At 28.2% G+C, this 16,487-nt stretch carries 17 protein-coding genes; 3 read left to right on the top strand and 14 right to left on the bottom strand.

Annotation, left to right across the window (positions count from 1 at the left end; all coding sequences use genetic code 11):
- Nucleotides 1–8 precede the first annotated feature (8 nt).
- The 3 genes from hydE to KXZ80_RS05605 all read right to left on the bottom strand — a co-directional run bounded on the left by hydE (nucleotide 9) and on the right by KXZ80_RS05605 (nucleotide 3,125).
- Nucleotides 9–1,058 (bottom strand): [FeFe] hydrogenase H-cluster radical SAM maturase HydE, encoded by a 1,050-nt coding sequence (gene hydE, locus KXZ80_RS05615; RefSeq protein ID WP_021432478.1) that lies wholly within the window; start codon nucleotides 1,056–1,058, stop codon nucleotides 9–11.
- A 277-nt stretch (nucleotides 1,059–1,335) separates the two neighbouring features.
- A complete protein-coding gene (locus KXZ80_RS05610) occupies nucleotides 1,336–2,736 on the bottom strand; it encodes a [FeFe] hydrogenase, group A (RefSeq protein ID WP_021432477.1) in 1,401 nt (466 codons plus the stop codon).
- 212 nt (nucleotides 2,737–2,948) lie between these two features.
- Nucleotides 2,949–3,125: a (2Fe-2S)-binding protein gene (locus KXZ80_RS05605; protein ID WP_021432476.1), complete on the bottom strand. Its 177-nt coding sequence runs from the start codon at nucleotides 3,123–3,125 to the stop codon at nucleotides 2,949–2,951.
- Nucleotides 3,126–3,302: 177 nt separating this feature from the next.
- On the opposite strand from KXZ80_RS05605, the gene KXZ80_RS05600 reads away from it, so the two are divergent.
- On the top strand, nucleotides 3,303–3,917 hold the full coding sequence (locus KXZ80_RS05600; protein ID WP_021432474.1) for a DUF4397 domain-containing protein: 615 nt from the start codon (nucleotides 3,303–3,305) through the stop codon (nucleotides 3,915–3,917).
- A 14-nt stretch (nucleotides 3,918–3,931) separates the two neighbouring features.
- On the opposite strand, the gene KXZ80_RS05595 is transcribed toward KXZ80_RS05600, so the two are convergent.
- Nucleotides 3,932–4,432, bottom strand: a complete 501-nt coding sequence (locus KXZ80_RS05595) for a hypothetical protein (RefSeq protein ID WP_021432473.1) — start codon at nucleotides 4,430–4,432, stop codon at nucleotides 3,932–3,934.
- A gap of 118 nt (nucleotides 4,433–4,550) precedes the next feature.
- On the opposite strand from KXZ80_RS05595, the gene KXZ80_RS05590 reads away from it, so the two are divergent.
- Nucleotides 4,551–5,363, top strand: coding sequence for a carbon-nitrogen hydrolase family protein (locus tag KXZ80_RS05590; protein ID WP_021432472.1), 813 nt, complete (start codon nucleotides 4,551–4,553; stop codon nucleotides 5,361–5,363).
- A gap of 30 nt (nucleotides 5,364–5,393) precedes the next feature.
- Here the strand turns inward: KXZ80_RS05590 and KXZ80_RS05585 are convergent, their stop codons facing one another.
- Genes KXZ80_RS05585 through KXZ80_RS05575 form a run of 3 tightly spaced genes read right to left on the bottom strand, consistent with a single transcriptional unit; the run spans nucleotide 5,394 to nucleotide 6,651 of the window.
- On the bottom strand, nucleotides 5,394–5,834 hold the full coding sequence (locus KXZ80_RS05585) for a DUF134 domain-containing protein (protein WP_021432471.1): 441 nt from the start codon (nucleotides 5,832–5,834) through the stop codon (nucleotides 5,394–5,396).
- Nucleotides 5,804–6,277: a Fur family transcriptional regulator gene (locus KXZ80_RS05580; RefSeq protein WP_021432470.1), complete on the bottom strand. Its 474-nt coding sequence runs from the start codon at nucleotides 6,275–6,277 to the stop codon at nucleotides 5,804–5,806. The genes KXZ80_RS05585 and KXZ80_RS05580 overlap by 31 nt, the downstream gene beginning before the upstream one ends.
- A 17-nt stretch (nucleotides 6,278–6,294) precedes the next feature.
- Nucleotides 6,295–6,651 carry a NifB/NifX family molybdenum-iron cluster-binding protein gene (locus KXZ80_RS05575; RefSeq protein ID WP_021432469.1) on the bottom strand — a complete coding sequence of 119 codons (357 nt, stop codon included), beginning with the start codon at nucleotides 6,649–6,651 and terminating at the stop codon, nucleotides 6,295–6,297.
- 183 nt (nucleotides 6,652–6,834) lie between these two features.
- Between KXZ80_RS05575 and KXZ80_RS05570 the strand changes: the two genes are divergently transcribed.
- Complete coding sequence (locus KXZ80_RS05570) at nucleotides 6,835–7,458, top strand: TrkA C-terminal domain-containing protein (protein WP_021432468.1); 624 nt, start codon at nucleotides 6,835–6,837, stop codon at nucleotides 7,456–7,458.
- A 60-nt stretch (nucleotides 7,459–7,518) separates the two neighbouring features.
- Here the strand turns inward: KXZ80_RS05570 and KXZ80_RS05565 are convergent, their stop codons facing one another.
- The 7 genes from KXZ80_RS05565 to KXZ80_RS05535 all read right to left on the bottom strand — a co-directional run bounded on the left by KXZ80_RS05565 (nucleotide 7,519) and on the right by KXZ80_RS05535 (nucleotide 16,465).
- Nucleotides 7,519–9,060 (bottom strand): BCCT family transporter, encoded by a 1,542-nt coding sequence (locus tag KXZ80_RS05565; protein ID WP_021432467.1) that lies wholly within the window; start codon nucleotides 9,058–9,060, stop codon nucleotides 7,519–7,521.
- A 168-nt stretch (nucleotides 9,061–9,228) separates the two neighbouring features.
- Nucleotides 9,229–10,014 (bottom strand): PIG-L family deacetylase, encoded by a 786-nt coding sequence (locus KXZ80_RS05560; RefSeq protein ID WP_021432466.1) that lies wholly within the window; start codon nucleotides 10,012–10,014, stop codon nucleotides 9,229–9,231.
- A 160-nt stretch (nucleotides 10,015–10,174) separates the two neighbouring features.
- Nucleotides 10,175–10,957 carry a PIG-L family deacetylase gene (locus KXZ80_RS05555; RefSeq protein ID WP_021432465.1) on the bottom strand — a complete coding sequence of 261 codons (783 nt, stop codon included), beginning with the start codon at nucleotides 10,955–10,957 and terminating at the stop codon, nucleotides 10,175–10,177.
- A 141-nt stretch (nucleotides 10,958–11,098) separates the two neighbouring features.
- Nucleotides 11,099–11,869 (bottom strand): EFR1 family ferrodoxin, encoded by a 771-nt coding sequence (locus tag KXZ80_RS05550; protein WP_021432464.1) that lies wholly within the window; start codon nucleotides 11,867–11,869, stop codon nucleotides 11,099–11,101.
- A 104-nt stretch (nucleotides 11,870–11,973) separates the two neighbouring features.
- Complete coding sequence (locus KXZ80_RS05545) at nucleotides 11,974–13,317, bottom strand: M20 family metallopeptidase (RefSeq protein ID WP_021432463.1); 1,344 nt, start codon at nucleotides 13,315–13,317, stop codon at nucleotides 11,974–11,976.
- 167 nt (nucleotides 13,318–13,484) lie between these two features.
- Nucleotides 13,485–16,103: a cation-translocating P-type ATPase gene (locus KXZ80_RS05540; protein WP_021432462.1), complete on the bottom strand. Its 2,619-nt coding sequence runs from the start codon at nucleotides 16,101–16,103 to the stop codon at nucleotides 13,485–13,487.
- A 215-nt stretch (nucleotides 16,104–16,318) separates the two neighbouring features.
- A complete protein-coding gene (locus tag KXZ80_RS05535) occupies nucleotides 16,319–16,465 on the bottom strand; it encodes a hypothetical protein (RefSeq protein WP_021429219.1) in 147 nt (48 codons plus the stop codon).
- Between the last annotated feature and the right edge of the window lie 22 nt (nucleotides 16,466–16,487).

Raw genomic sequence — 16,487 nt, 5'->3', positions numbered from 1 at the left:
CTCCTTTATTATTTAATAAATTCAGGATTATCTCCTCTACTCACTTCTATCTCAAATCCAGCTTCATTTATCTTTTTTTCTATCATAACGCGATATTCTGCATCTTCATCTAATATATATGCTTTATTATCATATAAAGAGTATTTTTCTCTTACAGACATAGGCGATAAATTTGGCATTATTACATTTCCACCAGCCTTTAATCCTTCTTCTCTACCATGTTTATCAATGCTAGAAAGTGCAGTAGTTGCTGGTAATAGTACATTTGGTAGTAATAATCTTACTATACTTAAGCATATAACTGTTGTTTCTAAACTTCCATGTTCATAATCTTTAAGAGGTGTATCTTTATGTGGTATGAAAGGTCCTATTCCACACATTGCTGGTTCAAATTCTTTTACAAATCTCAAATCATTAACTAAATCTGAATTAGTGTGATTTGGAATTCCAACCATAAATCCTGCCCCAGATTGATACCCTATTTCCTTTAAATTCTTCAAACAATTTCTACGTTTTTCAAAAGGTTCTCCTGGATGTATGCTTTCATATAGATCTTTACTAGCACTTTCATGTCTTAATAGGTATCTATCAGCACCTGCATCATATAGTTTTTTATACGATTCATAGCTTCTTTCTCCTAATGATAAAGTTATTGCATTATGTGGGAATTCACTTTTTATAGCCTTAATAATTTCTATAATTTTTTCATCTGTAAAATATGCATCTTCTCCACCTTGTAATACAAAAGTTTTATAGCCTAATTTATCACCTTTTCGCACACATTCAAGTACTTCATCTAAGTTTAATCTATATCTTTGTGCTTCTTTGTTGTGTCTTCTTAATCCACAGTATAGACAATCTTTTTGACAGAAGCTTGTTAGCTCTATAAGACCTCTCATGTAAACTTTATTTCCATAATGTTTCATCCTAGTTTCATGAGCTCTTTTCATTAACAGTTTCTTTGATTCATCATCTATATTATCTAATAAGTACAATAATTCTTCTTTTGTTGCATCATTAGTTTTATATAGTTTTTCTATAATCGCTTTAACATCCATAAATTCACCTCAATTTTAATTATTATAAAATCAATATCCAAACATAATATTTAAAATGAGTATTTTATCTTAAATACTATATTTAAACATTAATTCCTCTAATATTAAGACTATTTATAGTTTAAAGATATTTAGTAATATTGTGGTATTATATGTTTATATTTTTGCTTATAACCAAATAATACCACAATTTTCACTTTATTGTTCTTCTATTTTATAAGACAAAGTTGTAATATTACTTATGTACACTTAGACAAGTAATATTACAACGACTCTCTTATCCTATATCACTTACATTGTTATCGTCTTTTAATCCTAGCATATCATGTTTAGATTCAAAAGTAGTGTGTAAAAGTTCATGTGATAAATGTGATAAAGGTTGCTTAAAGAATTCCTTATATACATTTATTACATCTGGATTTTCATAACTACATTTTACAGCTATATGCTTATCTTTGTCGTATAATCCCTCTATACGTTTTAATCTCATTTCATTTGATATTCTAGCTTTCATTTTAGGTTGACCAGCTCCACCGATACATCCGCCTTTACAAGTCATAACTTCTATAAAGTCATATTCAACTTCACCTGATTTTAATTTTTCTATTAAAGTTCTAACATTTGCAGTACCTTGAACAGCAGCTAATCTTAAAGTAGTATCTCCTATAGTAAGTGTTGCTTCTTTTACATCTTCAAGCCCTCTAACTGGATTAAAGTGTAATAATTCTTTGTGTGGATTCTCATGAGTAAGTATATTGTATACAGTTCTGACCGCAGCTTCCATAACTCCTCCACTATTACCAAAGATTATACCAGCTCCACTACCAAGACCTAATATATTATCAAATTTAGATCCTTCTAAAGCATTAAAATCTATTTCTTCATCTCTTAACCATTGTGCAAGTTCCTTAGTTGTTAATATTATATCATTATCTCGCATATTTTCAGACTTATTGTACTTAGCTGAAGCATTCATCTCTGGTCTATCAATTTCATATTTTTTAGCAGTACAAGGAGTTATAGTAACATTTACTATTTTTTCTGGGTCTATATTAGCTTTTTGTGCAAAGTAAGTTTTTATAACAGCACCTTGTATCCCTATTGGACTCTTTGTTGTTGATAAATTAGGTATTAATTCTGGATAAAAAGTTTCCGCAAATTTAACCCATGATGGACAGCAACTTGTAAATTGTGGTGTTTTACCTTTTCCATTTTTTATACGGCTTACTAACTCATTAGCCTCTTCCATTATGGTCATATCTGCACCAAATGTTACGTCAAATACATAGTCTCCACCTAATTTTCTTAAGGCATCAACCATTTTATCTTCTACATAAGCACCTTCTTCTAAATTAAATTCTTCTCCAAGTGCAACTCTAACAGCTGGAGCTGTACTGAATATAACAATTTTTTCAGGATCATTTATAGCTTCTTTAACTCTATCTACATCAATAACTTGAGTTATGGCTTTTTTAGGACAAGCTTGCACGCACTGACCACAGTTTATACATATAGCTATGTCACCAGTCTTTTCTAAATCAAAATATCCATTAACTCCAATTTCATTTTCACATACTCTTTTGCATAATCCACATTTTATACATTTATCAAAGTCAATTTGTATAGATGGGTTGTCTAGTTCTATTGGAACTACCTTTTCTGTAAATAAGTGTTTCATATTAAATCTCCTTTAGTGTTTGTTTGATTCATAAAGTAAAATATTAAATTAACTTTAACTTAATTGCATATTTCGACAATTAAACAGTTACTAGAATTTATACCCAAAAAAATTAACTTCTATCATATTTTTTTATTGTAATTTAGTAAAAAAATACCGTCTACCCATAAACATTTTGGAATAAACGATATCTTAATTTCATTTTTTATTTTTTATTTATTTTCTTCTATTAATTTTTCAATAGTAGCCTTACATCTTCCACCATGGCAAAATCCAGTTGTAGCTCCAGTTGCATCCTTTACTGCTTCAACACTATTAGCACCATTTTTTATTGCATCTACTATAGTTTCTTTTGTTATTCCTTTGCATAAGCATACTTTTTCTGACATTTTAAATCCTCCTAATACGTTTTATATTAATTTCTTATATTTTTATTATACCCATATAATAATGATACTAACTACTATTTTTAATTTTTATATTATTTTTTATGGTAAGAACAAATATATAAACTTTTTCATACTCTATATAAGTGAGGTAAATTTTATAAAGGGGGAATTATATAAATGGATTGTTTTAAAACTCAAGAAGGAAGTTCTATCGTAAGAGTTCTTCATGCATCTCCTAATGCACCAGAAGTTGATGTTTATATAGATGGTCAATTAGTAGTTGAGGACTTGTCTTTTACTAATTTTTCTGATTACTCTTATTTAGAAGAAGGAATGCATACAATACAAATAACACCTACAAATGATTCATCTACTGTTGTTATAAATAAAATGGTAGATGTTCCTGATGATAGAATTTTTACTATAGCAGCCGTTGGAAATTTAGAAAATATAGAACTACTATTAATAGAAGATGATATAAATGAAGTACCTTCAACTAAGGAGGCCACTCTTAGGGTTGTTCATCTATCTCCTGATGCACCTAGTGTTAATATTCTTGCTAATAACACTACTCTATTTGAGAATCTTGATTTTAAAGAGAGCACTGACTATATTAAAGTACCTGCTGGTATGTATGACATAAAGGTAGCTTTATCTGAAAATGGAGATATTGCACTTTCAAGTAAAGTAAACCTTAAAGCTAACAGAATATATACTATATTTGCAATAGGTAATCCTCCAAATTTAGGATTAATACAATCAGTAGATGTAAACACCTATCTATGTAGATAAAATAAAAAGGACAGTTAGCTGTCCTTTTTATTATTTATTATTACATTAATTAAATTAACTATGCTCATTCCTATAGTTTCATCTTGCGTCAAACTCCACTTTATATGTTTTTTCAATTTTTCCCAAGTCAAATATTTGTTTAAATTTTCACCATGTATTTTTTTAATTTCATATATTACTTTGACTGCCTCAAATTTTTCTTCATTATTTAAACTGCTATTGCTTTCTATATTTTCCTGTACACTACTTATTAACTTATCTACATTTATATACTTATCTACATATTTATTTAATATTTCATCTCTTTTATGTTCAAGATTTCTCATTAAAACTTCAAGATCTTTTCTTGTAAAGTTCCATACCCTACCATTTGATAGTTCTATATCATCAATACTGTCTTTATATTTATCTGTAAGTTCTTCTATAGCTATAACAATTTCTAAGTAATTATTATCGCTTAGTGTTTCTTCACACCTTTTTATATCTGAATTTATATTAACTAAAAAATCATTCAATAGTTTTATTCTCCTTCCTCACTTAAATATAATTAATATTATATCATTAAGATGGCATATCATATAAAATTATATTAAGATAATAATATAGAATATATGAAAGGCTGGTTAAGCAAATATGAATAAATGTAAAATAGCCATCGTACAAATGAGTGTACATGAAAATAAATCTACAAATCTTAAAAATCTAGAATCGATATTAAATGAAATTTCAAAAGATGTTGTTGATATGGTTATACTTCCTGAAATGTTTTGTTGCCCTTATGAAACACATAAGTTTCCTTTATATTCAGAATATGAAAATGGAGATACTTTTACATATTTATCTAATTTAGCAAAAGAAAATAATATATATTTAGTTGCTGGATCTATGCCGGAGTTAGATAAGGAAAATAATATTTACAATACATCTTATGTATTCAATAGAGATGGTGTAAGAATAGCTAAGCATAGAAAAATTCATTTATTTGATATGCAACTAGGCGATAAATTTGTTCATGAATCTAAAACTATAACTCCAGGTAATAATGTAACTGTTTTTGATACTGAGTTTGGTAAATTTGGACTTTGCATTTGTTATGATTTAAGATTTCCTGAAATATTTAGAACAATGGTCAATGAAGGTGCTAAAGCAATTATAACACCAGCTGCTTTTAATATGAAAACAGGCCCTTGTCATTGGGAATTATTATTTAAATCTAGATCTGTTGATAACCAAGTTTATACAATAGGATGCGCTCCTGCTAGAAATTATGATGATTCATATATTTCATTTGGAAACTCTATAGTTGTTTCTCCTTGGGGTGATATTGTAAATAAATTAGATGAAAAAGAAGGCTTCTTTATTTGTGATATAGATTTTGATTATGTCGATAAAGTCAGAAATGAACTTCCTGTTCTTAATCACCGCCGACTAGATTTATATAAATAAAACTATCTCAATATATATATTGAGATAGTTTTATTTATTCTTATCACACCACTTTTTACAAATTCCAGCTTTTTTGCTACATATAACCTCATCAGATCCACAAGATGGACACTTATGTTTATCTTGTTCATAATTTATTTCATATAATTCTCCGCAATTAAAGCACTTAAACTTACAAAAGCTTGCTCTATAGTTGCCACCATCAATTTTTATAGCTTTTCCATCAGTTAATGCTATAGCAACTTTTTTTCTAGCACTATCTATTATATTTTGAAAAGTTTGTCTAGATACTTGCATTTTTTTAGCACACTCTTCTTGATTTAAATCTTCTATATCTTTAAGTCTCATAGCCTCTAGTTCTTCTAACTTTAAAGTCATTTCATCTACTTTGCACCCTTTCTTATCTAATGGTGTAAAATATGTATCTTCGGGGAAAAATTCTACCCGTCTAAATTTTGTTGGTCTTGCCATTTAGTATCCTCCTTGCATTTATCACATATACCTGTAAACATAATATCAGAATCATCTATTTGGAAATTTTCTTCAAATTCAACTTTTCTTATTATACCAATATAATCAATATTTATATCTTTATTGTTTATATCAATTATACTATCACATTTAGAACACTTAAAGTGTATATGAAATGGATTTTTGCTAAAAATCTTCATTTCATAATAAGTTATATTGTCTATATCTATCTTTTTTATTATGTTTAATTCTATAAATAAATTCAAGGATCTATAAATAGTAGCAAATCCTATATTTTTTTCTTTTAACTTGTCATATATACCTCTTGCACTTAAGTGATGTCTACTACTCATCATAACTTCTAATATTAATATCTTTTGGGGTGTTACTTTATGTGCACTTTTGCTTATTAACCTTTTTAAATATTCTAAATTATAATCCATAATTAATCCCTTTTATTCTATTTATTGCAGTATCCTTCGTGTTCATGCTCTGTACATACAAACCCTGTTGATTTTAAACTTCCATTTATATATTTTTCTATAGCATCTATAAAATTCCCTTGAGCTCCAACTACTACTTCTATATTATTTTGTTTAAATAATTGTTGCGCTGTTTCACCCATCCCACCAGATATTATAGTATTTACATTTAGTTCTTTTAAAAATGCAGGTAAATACCCTGGTTTATGCCCTGGATTTTTAACAAACTTTTCTTCTACTATTTTTCCATCTTGTACTTCACAATTATAAAATCCTTCACAATGACCAAAATGTGTACTCACTAATTTACCTTCACATGCAACTGATAATTTCATAAATTTTACTCCTTTTTATTTTTGGCATTTGCTAATTAAATTTTAACAGCTATTTTTATTATTGTCAAATGCCAACAATTGAAAATTATTATTTTATATATATAAAATGGCTATAGACATCCATTTACATGAGGTATACAATATTTAAGTGTTAGAATATATTTATATAATTTTGGAGGAATCATGGAAAAATCGTATACTATGCCTATATATCAAAAAATTGCTATAGATATAGCAAATAATATATGTAATGGTTATATAGCTGAAGGAACTACTCTTCATGGAAGGTCTGCACTTGCTGGAAAATACAATGTATCTCCTGAAACAATTAGAAGAGCAGTGAAAATACTTGAAGATTTAAAAGTTGTTGAAAGTATAAAAGGTAAAGGAATTATTGTCCTATCTCGCAGTAAAGCTGAATCTTTTTTGAAAAAATATCAAAATATAACAAATGTTTCTTCATATAAATCACAATTGTCAGAACTTCTTAGCTCAAGAAGTCAATTAGAATCTCAAATTTTAGAAACTATGAATAAAATAGTAGACTACTCTAGTAGACTATCTACAATAAATCCGCTTGTTCCTTTTGAGTTTCTAATAAAATCTAATTGTAAATTAATAGGTCAAACACCAGGCCAAACTAACTTTTGGCAAAATACTGGTGGAACTATTGTTGCAATTAAAAGAGGTGAAGAACTTATAATATCTCCTGGCCCTTATATTGAGTTTTTAGAAAATGATATACTTATGGTTATTGGAGATACTCATGTTAACACATCTGTACCTATGTTTCTTTATGAAAAATAATAAAAAAAAGGAGTATCTTAAGCTGATTATATGATCATTTTAAGATACTCCTTTTTATATTTAATAAGCTTCTTTTTTTATTTTAACTACAGGCTTATTATATTCCTTTTTGCTTACAAATTCTTTTTTCACTTCATTTTCTACTTTAAATTCTGTTTTTAATGCTTTTGTTATCGATACTATACTCACTATCATTATTATAGCAAATGGAAATGCAGAAACTATAGACACAGTTTGTAATGTTTCTAGCCCTCCAGACATTAATAATGCTAAAGCTAGTAATGCTTGTATTATCCCCCAAGTAATTTTCTTTTTATTACTTGGATTTAAATCTCCATTAGATGTAAACATTCCAAGTACATAAGTAGCTGAATCTGCTGATGATATAAAGAATGTACATAATAGTACCATAGCTACTAATGATAGTATATTCCCAAATTGATAATTTGAAAACACTTTAAAAAGTGCCGTTTCAGTTACCATAGTTGCATCTTTTGCAAAGTCTAATCCTAAATTAGTACCCAATGTCCCAAATACAGAAAACCAAACTATACATGCTAATGCTGGTACCAAAGTTACTCCAATTATAAATTCTCTTATAGTTCTTCCTTTAGATATTCTTGCTATAAATATTCCTACAAAAGGTATCCAAGCTATCCACATCGCCCAATAAAATACTCTCCACTGAGCAATCCATTCACCTGTAGGATCCATATATAAACTTTGAGATATAAATTGTTCTACATATAATCCCATTCCATTTGAGAAGTTTGAAATCATGTGTGTAGTAGGTCCAATAATAGCTGCTCCAAATAATAATAAAGCCGCTAAAGCTAAGTTTATATTTGATAATAATTTTATACCTTTATCTAATCCACTAGTAGAACTTTTAATATATAAAACTGTTGCTATTGCTATTATAACTATTTGTAAATATATAGTATTTTTTATTCCAAACATATATTCAAGTCCACCTGCGATTTGCATTGTTCCCATACCTAAAGATGTCGCTATACCTGTTACTGTTGTAAATACAGCTAAAATATCTATAGTTTTTCCTATAGGCCCCTTTACACCTTCTTCTCCTAAGATAGGTAAAAACACACTACTTATTAACCCTGGTGCATCTTTTCTAAATTGAAAATATGCTAATGATAATCCCATTATTGCATAAGCAGCCCACGGAGTTACTCCCCAGTGTATAAATGATTGTTGCATTGCAAAGTTTTTAGCAGCTAAGCTTCCTGATTCTGCACCTATTGGATTTACAAAATGCTTCATAGGTTCTACTGCTCCAAAAAATACTAATCCTATTCCCATTCCTGCTCCAAATAACATAGAAAACCAAGATAAATTACTAAATTCTGGTCTATCCGTATCTTTTCCTAATCTTATATTTCCATATTTACTAAAAATTAAAAAACCTGCAAATATAACTAATGCTAACATAACGATTAGATATACCCAGTTAAAATTATTTACTACTATATTAAATCCTTTATTAGATACATTTTTAAACATTGTAGGTGATACAAGACCTAATATTACAACTACACTGGTCAGTAATAAAGATATATTAAATACAATATTATTTTTTTTCATACTCAACCTCCGATATATTTTTTATGTCAAAAGTAACAACTCGAATTTCTAAACAAGTTTTTTCTTGAAACAACTTAATCTTATCACAAAGTTGTTTCTTTTGCAAATTTGCATAAATTAAAAGATGAATATAATTAAATTTTTAAAATTTAATTATATTCATCTTTTCTAGTAAAGGCTTAGCACCGATTTATATTGAGGATCATTATATAAATGATCAAAGTACGTGTGAGCTGATACATATCCGATTCCATAAAGCTGTTCTTTTTCATTTCTTATTCTATATGAATTAAGGGCACCTTTTATTTTAGCTTTATCTTCTATAGTGTCTGATAAGTACACGTCTCTTTGGCTTTGGGGAATATATTTAACATACGAAGGTTTAAGGAAGTATCTAGCATCTTTTACTTTTCCTTCATCACTAAGTTTCTTTAAAACTTCTCCGTTTTTTCTGTGCATTGGATGATTGTCATATTTATAGTGTTGAGATATATGAGTAACACTGCCAAATTTATTTTCAAAATCTAATATCGTATTTTCCATAAGGTCAAAATGTGGTTTCTCTTCTTTTGTTTTATCAGCTAGAATTATTATATTACTACTTTTTACTCCTAAACTTTTTAAAGCACATTTAAATTCATTATTTCTTAAACAACATTTTTCTCTTCTATTTATACCTTTAAATTCTGGCATTTGATCAAATGCATTAACGCCTGATCCATCTGAAACTAATACAATATATACATTATCTGCTCCACAAGTATTTATAGCTTTAAGTATTGCACTACCTCCCCAAAGTACTTCATCATCTTGATGTTGAGGATAAAAAACTACATGACTACCAAGTTTCTTATGTTCAAGTTTTTCACTTTTAAACCCTTGAAACTTAACTCCAATCCCAATTATAAAAATAATTAATATTAGAACACCTATTCTAATATTTGTTTTTTTCATATTATCCACCACCTAGTGTCGTTGTTAAAAAATTTATGATTTACTACTAAGTGTACTTATTTTTTCACTCTTATTTATAAATATTCATTTCTTATTTAATTGCCACATTAAACTAATAAAAAAAACTATCTAAAATTAAATAATTTTAGATAGTTTTTTATTAGTATCTACTTAATACTGATGTATATTGAGGATCATTGTATAAATGATCAAAGTATTTATGAGTTGACATATATCCAATTCCATAAAGTTGTTCTTTTTCATTTTTTGTTTTGTATGCATCTAAAGCACCTTTTACTTTTGCTTTATCCTCTTCATTATTTGCTGTATATATATCCCTTTGATCTTCTGGTATATCTTTTACATATGCTGGTTTTACAAAATATCTAGCATCTTTTACTTTTCCTTCATCACTAAGTCTTTTTAAAATGACTCCATTTTTTCTATGCATTGGATGATTATCATACTGATAATGCTGTGAAACTTGAGTAACACTACCAAATTTATTTTCAAAATCTAATATAGTTTTTTCCATTAAATCATAATGTGTTCCTGTTTTTTCTGTTTCATCTGCTAAAATCCTTATATTGCTATTTTTAACTCCTAAGCTGTTTAACGCCGCCTTAAATTCATTGTTTCTTAAAATTTCTTTTTCTTTTCTACTTATACCCTTAAATTGTTCAAGTTGATTAAATACATTTACACCTGAACCATCTGAAACTAATACAACATATACATTATCTGCTCCACACTCTCTTATAGCTTCTATAATTGCACTTGATCCCCATAGAGTTTCATCATCTTGATGCTGAGGATAAAAAACTACATGATCCTTAAAATTTTTATGCATTGGATCTTCAGCTTCTCCATATACAAACTTAGCACCTAATCCTATTATTAAAATAATCATCATACAAATAACTATTTTTATCTTCTTGTTCATTTTTGCACCACCTAATATCTTTTATAAGGGTTTTATACCCTTTAGATATTTATAGTACACATTTTTACAATATATTTCCACATTTTTGTCGTTTTTGTTCCATTTCTGTAATATTTTGCAATTTTCCTTTCATTTTCCTTTTTATATATAATCTTCAATTTTATATGGTATAAAAGGCTCATTTTTAAATAAAATAGCATTTGTCGGGCATCTATGTATACATTTTTCACATCCTATACACTTATTATAAAATTCTATATTTTTTTCATTCATAACTATATTATTAGTAGGACACTCTTTTTCACATATCTTACAATTTATGCATTTACTAGTATCTACAGAAAAATTTCTCTTTGCATATTTTTTAGCGTAAACCAAAAAACTATCATAAACTAATTTCGTTCCAGCAGTTATTTTTTTATAATTTACATTACTTCTTTTATCATTTAAAAAATCTGTAACAATAGCTTTTACCTTGTTTGGTGCTAAATCTAAAACTTTTTTAATTTCCTCGTCTGTATCTCTTTTGAAAAACTTATGATAATAATTATTAGGCATTTGTATAGATGTATTTATCACTACATCTAGCCCTTTTTTATTTAATAGTTTTGCTAAATAAACTCTACCTTCACTATGTTTATCTCCTGCTAGTGTGTGATATACTATACACTTTTTAGGCTCATTGGGTATATTTTTATTTATCCAATCAGTAAGTATTCTTGGTAACATCTCTGCATGTATAGGACCTCCAAATACATAAAAATCATATTCTTTTTTTAATCCACTTTCTTTTTCTATATTTATAACATCCAAGTTTATATTTAGTTTTTGAAATTCTTCTTTGAAAATCTTAGCTATATATTTAGAGTTTCCAGTTCCTGAAAAAAACACAACTGCTCCATTTTTTAACATCTAATCATCCCCTTCCTTTTAACTATTATTAATTATTTTTTATTTTTATTACAAACAAGGAACCTTTCACTTATAGAAAGGTCCCTTATTTATTATACATCAAATTATCTAGTTAGTTCATATAATGTAAGCGCATAAATTTCAGTAGCTTTTATTATATCTTTTATTTCAACATACTCATTTGGTTGGTGTTCTGTCTTTTTGCCCCAAGGGAATATTGCTCCAAATGCAACACAGTTATCTATAGCTCTTGCATAAGTAGCTCCTCCAGATGCCATAGGTGTTGAATCGCAATTTGTTTCTTGTTCGTATACTTTTCTCAAAGTTTTTATTAAAAAATGGTCACTAGGTATATATATTGATTTAAGCCAATCATATTCAATATAATCTAATCCATACTTATTTGCTTTTTCTCTTAGTGCACTTACAAATTCATCTTTTTCAACTGTAACCGGTATTCTAACATCTAAATAAATTTTTTCACCATCTTCATTTAAATCAATTTTCCCTAAATTAAGAGTTAACTTACCTGATACATCTTCGCAATTTGGCAATATATAATTTGCATGTGCATCTTCTTTTATTACTTCAGATATAAAATCTATAGCTGGAGTGTTTATTCCGATATTTTTAAGTCCTATACACAACCTAGATATAGAATTTATACCTTCATTGCATTTTTGAGAATGAACACTTTTTCCTATAACTGTTATAGCATTTTCTTCTTTTTTATATTCAAACCCTAATTTTTTTAATTCACTTTCTAATTCAACTAAATTTATACTATTATATGTAGCTTTACTTGGAACTGCGTTAAATGCATCTCCTGCTTTTAGATTAACTTTTGATCCTTTATTTGAAGATAAAATACATTGTAATAACCCTTTTTCAGCATTTATACAAGGGAATGCACTATCTGGTGTAAATCCAAAACTAGGTATCTCTTCTTTGTTTTCATTATACTTAGCCATGTCTCTCCATAAAGTTTCTTCATCTGTTCCAAAAATAAATCTAATTCTTTTATTTAATTTAAAGCCTGCATCTACTATTGCCTTAGTTGCGTATATAGCCGCAATAGTAGGTCCTTTGTCATCTTGAGTGCCTCTTCCATAAAGCTTTCCATCTATTATAGTTCCCTTAAAAGGCTCTACATTCCATGCGCTTAAATCTCCTGCTGGAACTACATCTAAATGCCCCAAAACTCCTACTAGTTCTTCCCCTTCTCCTATTTCCGCATATCCATAAAATCCTTCTTTATCTTTATAAGTTTTAAATCCTAATTTATCACATAAATCTAACATATGATTTAGTACATCATCTATATCTTTTCCAAATGGATACTGCTTGCTTTCCTCACCAATTACACTTGGTATTTGTACACTTTCAATAATTGAATTAACTATTTCATCTTTAATATTTTCAACGCTTTTTATAATTTGATCTCTCATATCATATACCCCCTTTTTCAAAATCTACTCTCAACTATAATTATATCAATTTATATTTTTATTTCTATAAATAATACACACTATTTATTTTAATATAAAAAAATAAAACGGCTGAATATAGACATTTTAACTTCCATATTCAGCCTTATCATTATTATAAATATTTTTTATTTTCTTTTTAAAAACTCACTTATCTCCATAGAAACTGTGGATAAAACTGCAAGTCCAAAACAAATTAATAATATGTTAAAGTTAAAACTATAAGGAATATTAAATATTTCTCTCATAAAAGGAAGCTGTGTTGACATAAACATTGTCAAACAAATACAAACTGCACCTAACACATATTTATTACTAGTAAATCCTAATTCAAGTATTGATTGAGTATTAGATCTAGAAGCAAATGTTTGCATTATTCTAGAAAGTGTAAGTGTTGAAAATGCCATTGCAACACCTAATTCATGAGAATATCTAAGACCTATTAATTGAGCCATTATTGTAACTGCTCCAATTATATATCCTCTAGTTAAGACAAATCCAATTGTATCTTTAGTTAGTATCTTTTCATCTTTATCTCTTGGCGGATTATCCATAACACCTTTTTCAGGCTCTTCAAGTCCTAGTGCTATTGCTGGCAATGAGTCTGTTACAAGATTTATAAATAGTAGCTGGATTGTAGTAAAGGGATTTGGTAATCCTGCAATTACAGCAAATAATATAGCTATTATTCCTCCTAAATTTCCTGAGAATAAATAAGCTATAGATTTTTTAATATTTGTATAAACAGTTCTACCTACTTCTATTGCATTTACTATAGTTGCAAAGTTGTCATCTACTAAAATCATATCTGATGCATCTTTTGCTACTTCTGTCCCACTTCCCATTCCTATCCCTATATCTGCTTGCTTTAAAGCTGGAGCATCATTTACTCCATCGCCTGTCATTGCACAAACTTTTCCTTTTCTTTGCCATGCTTTTACTATTCTTATTTTATTTTCTGGTGAAACCCTTGCAAATACTGATATTTTTTCTAAATCCTTATCTAACTCTTCATCAGTTAATGCATCTAATTCATGCCCTGTTAATGCCATATCTCCATTCGTAAACAGCCCTATATCTTTAGCAATAGCTTTTGCTGTTGTCTTATGATCCCCTGTTATCATAACAGTTTTTATACCAGATTTTTTAGCATTTTTAACAGCTGGATAAACTTCTTTTCTTGGTGGATCTATCATTGCTGTAAGTCCTATTAAAGTTAGATTTTCTTCATCATTTGGTGTCGGAATAAAACCTTCATCTTTAACACTTTTGCTAGCAAAAGCTAAAACTCTTAATGCTTTATTCGAAAATTCTTCATTCATACGTTTGTATCTATGTAAAATTTTATCATTTACTTTAACTACTTCATCTCCTACTAATGCATATTTACACCTACTAAATATTACATCTGGAGCTCCTTTTGTAAACATAACTACATCTTCATCTAACTTATGTACAGTAGACATTCTCTTTCTTTCACTATCAAATGGCAATTCACTTATCCTAATATTTTCATTTCTTATTTGCTTATAATCAAAACCTTTTTTATTTGCATAATTTATAAGAGCAATTTCTGTTGGATCACCTATTTCAACACCTTCACTAGTTATATCTGAATCATTACATAAACTTGAGCACATTATTATAAGCTCATCTTGTTTTGATAATGCTTTTGCTGCTGCAACCTCTAAGCTAATATTATATGCTAATGATCTTTCTGGATTATATACATATGTATCTACAACTGTCATCTTGTTTTGAGTTAAAGTTCCTGTTTTATCTGTACATATTACACTTGTTGATCCTAGTGTTTCAACTGCTGGTAGTTTTCTGACTATGGATTGTTTTTTAGCCATAACGTTTGTCCCAACTGCAAGAACAATCGTTACTATAGATGATAATGCTTCAGGTATTGCAGCAACTGCTATAGCAACTGCAAACATGAATGAATCAATTAGTTTAGCTCCTCTTAAGATATCTATTAAAAATATAAAAGCTGCTAAAATTACTATACCTACACCAAGTTTTTTACTAAACTCGTCTAATTTTATTTGAAGTGGGGTTTGCTTACTCTCTGCATTTTCAAGTAGATCTGCTATTTTTCCCATTTCAGTATTCATAGAAGTTTGTGTTACTACATACTCCCCTCTTCCATAAACGACCATAGAGCCACTAAAAACCATATTTTTTTGATCTCCTAATGCTACATCCTTTAATATTGGTTTGTTGTGTTTTAAAACTGGTTCTGCTTCTCCTGTAAGCATTCCTTCTACAACCTTAAGAGTTTGAGATTCTATAATTCTTCCATCAGCAGGAACATAATCTCCAGCTTCTAAGATTATTATGTCTCCTGGCACTATATCTTTTGAATTAACTGTAACTTTTTTATTATCTCTTATGACTTTTGCATTTGGAACTGATAGTTTCTTTAAACTTTGAAGTGAACTTTCTGCTTTTTTAGTTTGTACTACAGATAGTATTGAATTTAAGATAAGCACTGCAAATATAATTAAAGATTCCATACCTTCGCCTAAAAATATTTGCACAAGCGCCGCTATTAATAAAATAATAACCAATGGATCTTTAAATGTTTCTAGAAATAACATCCAAATAGGAACCTTGGATTTTTCTTTTAATTCATTCGGCCCATACTTTTTTAGCAATTCATTTGCTTTCGATGAGCTCAATCCTTTTAAGCTAGAATTTACCTGGCTTAAAGTCTCCTCTACACTTTTTTTATAAAACATATACTTCCTCCACCTACATTAATTTAAATAAAATTATTAGCTAAATTTGCTAAAATACAAAAAAACCCCAAGCAAAATTTTATGGTCTTTAAAATTCACTTAGGGGTCTATAATCTCTTTTTAATATATATTTATATAAACATTATATACGTTTAATTTATTTTTGCAATACGTTGTTTGAAAAAAGAGTATCGAAATTTTCGATACTCTTTTTATTAAACTTCTAATTGTAATTTTATTATTTGTTCTAAACAAATATAAAATTTAATTATACTCATCATATGGTTTATTATATACTTTATAAAAATGGTTGGAGAAGTTAATATAAGAGTCGTTATTGTCATTACTATAAACTCATACATATATATACCTCCAAATGTTTTA

The organism is Paraclostridium bifermentans (assembly GCF_019916025.1).
Lineage (GTDB): Bacteria > Bacillota > Clostridia > Peptostreptococcales > Peptostreptococcaceae > Paraclostridium > Paraclostridium bifermentans.
This window is presented reverse-complemented; position numbering and strand designations above follow the sequence as displayed.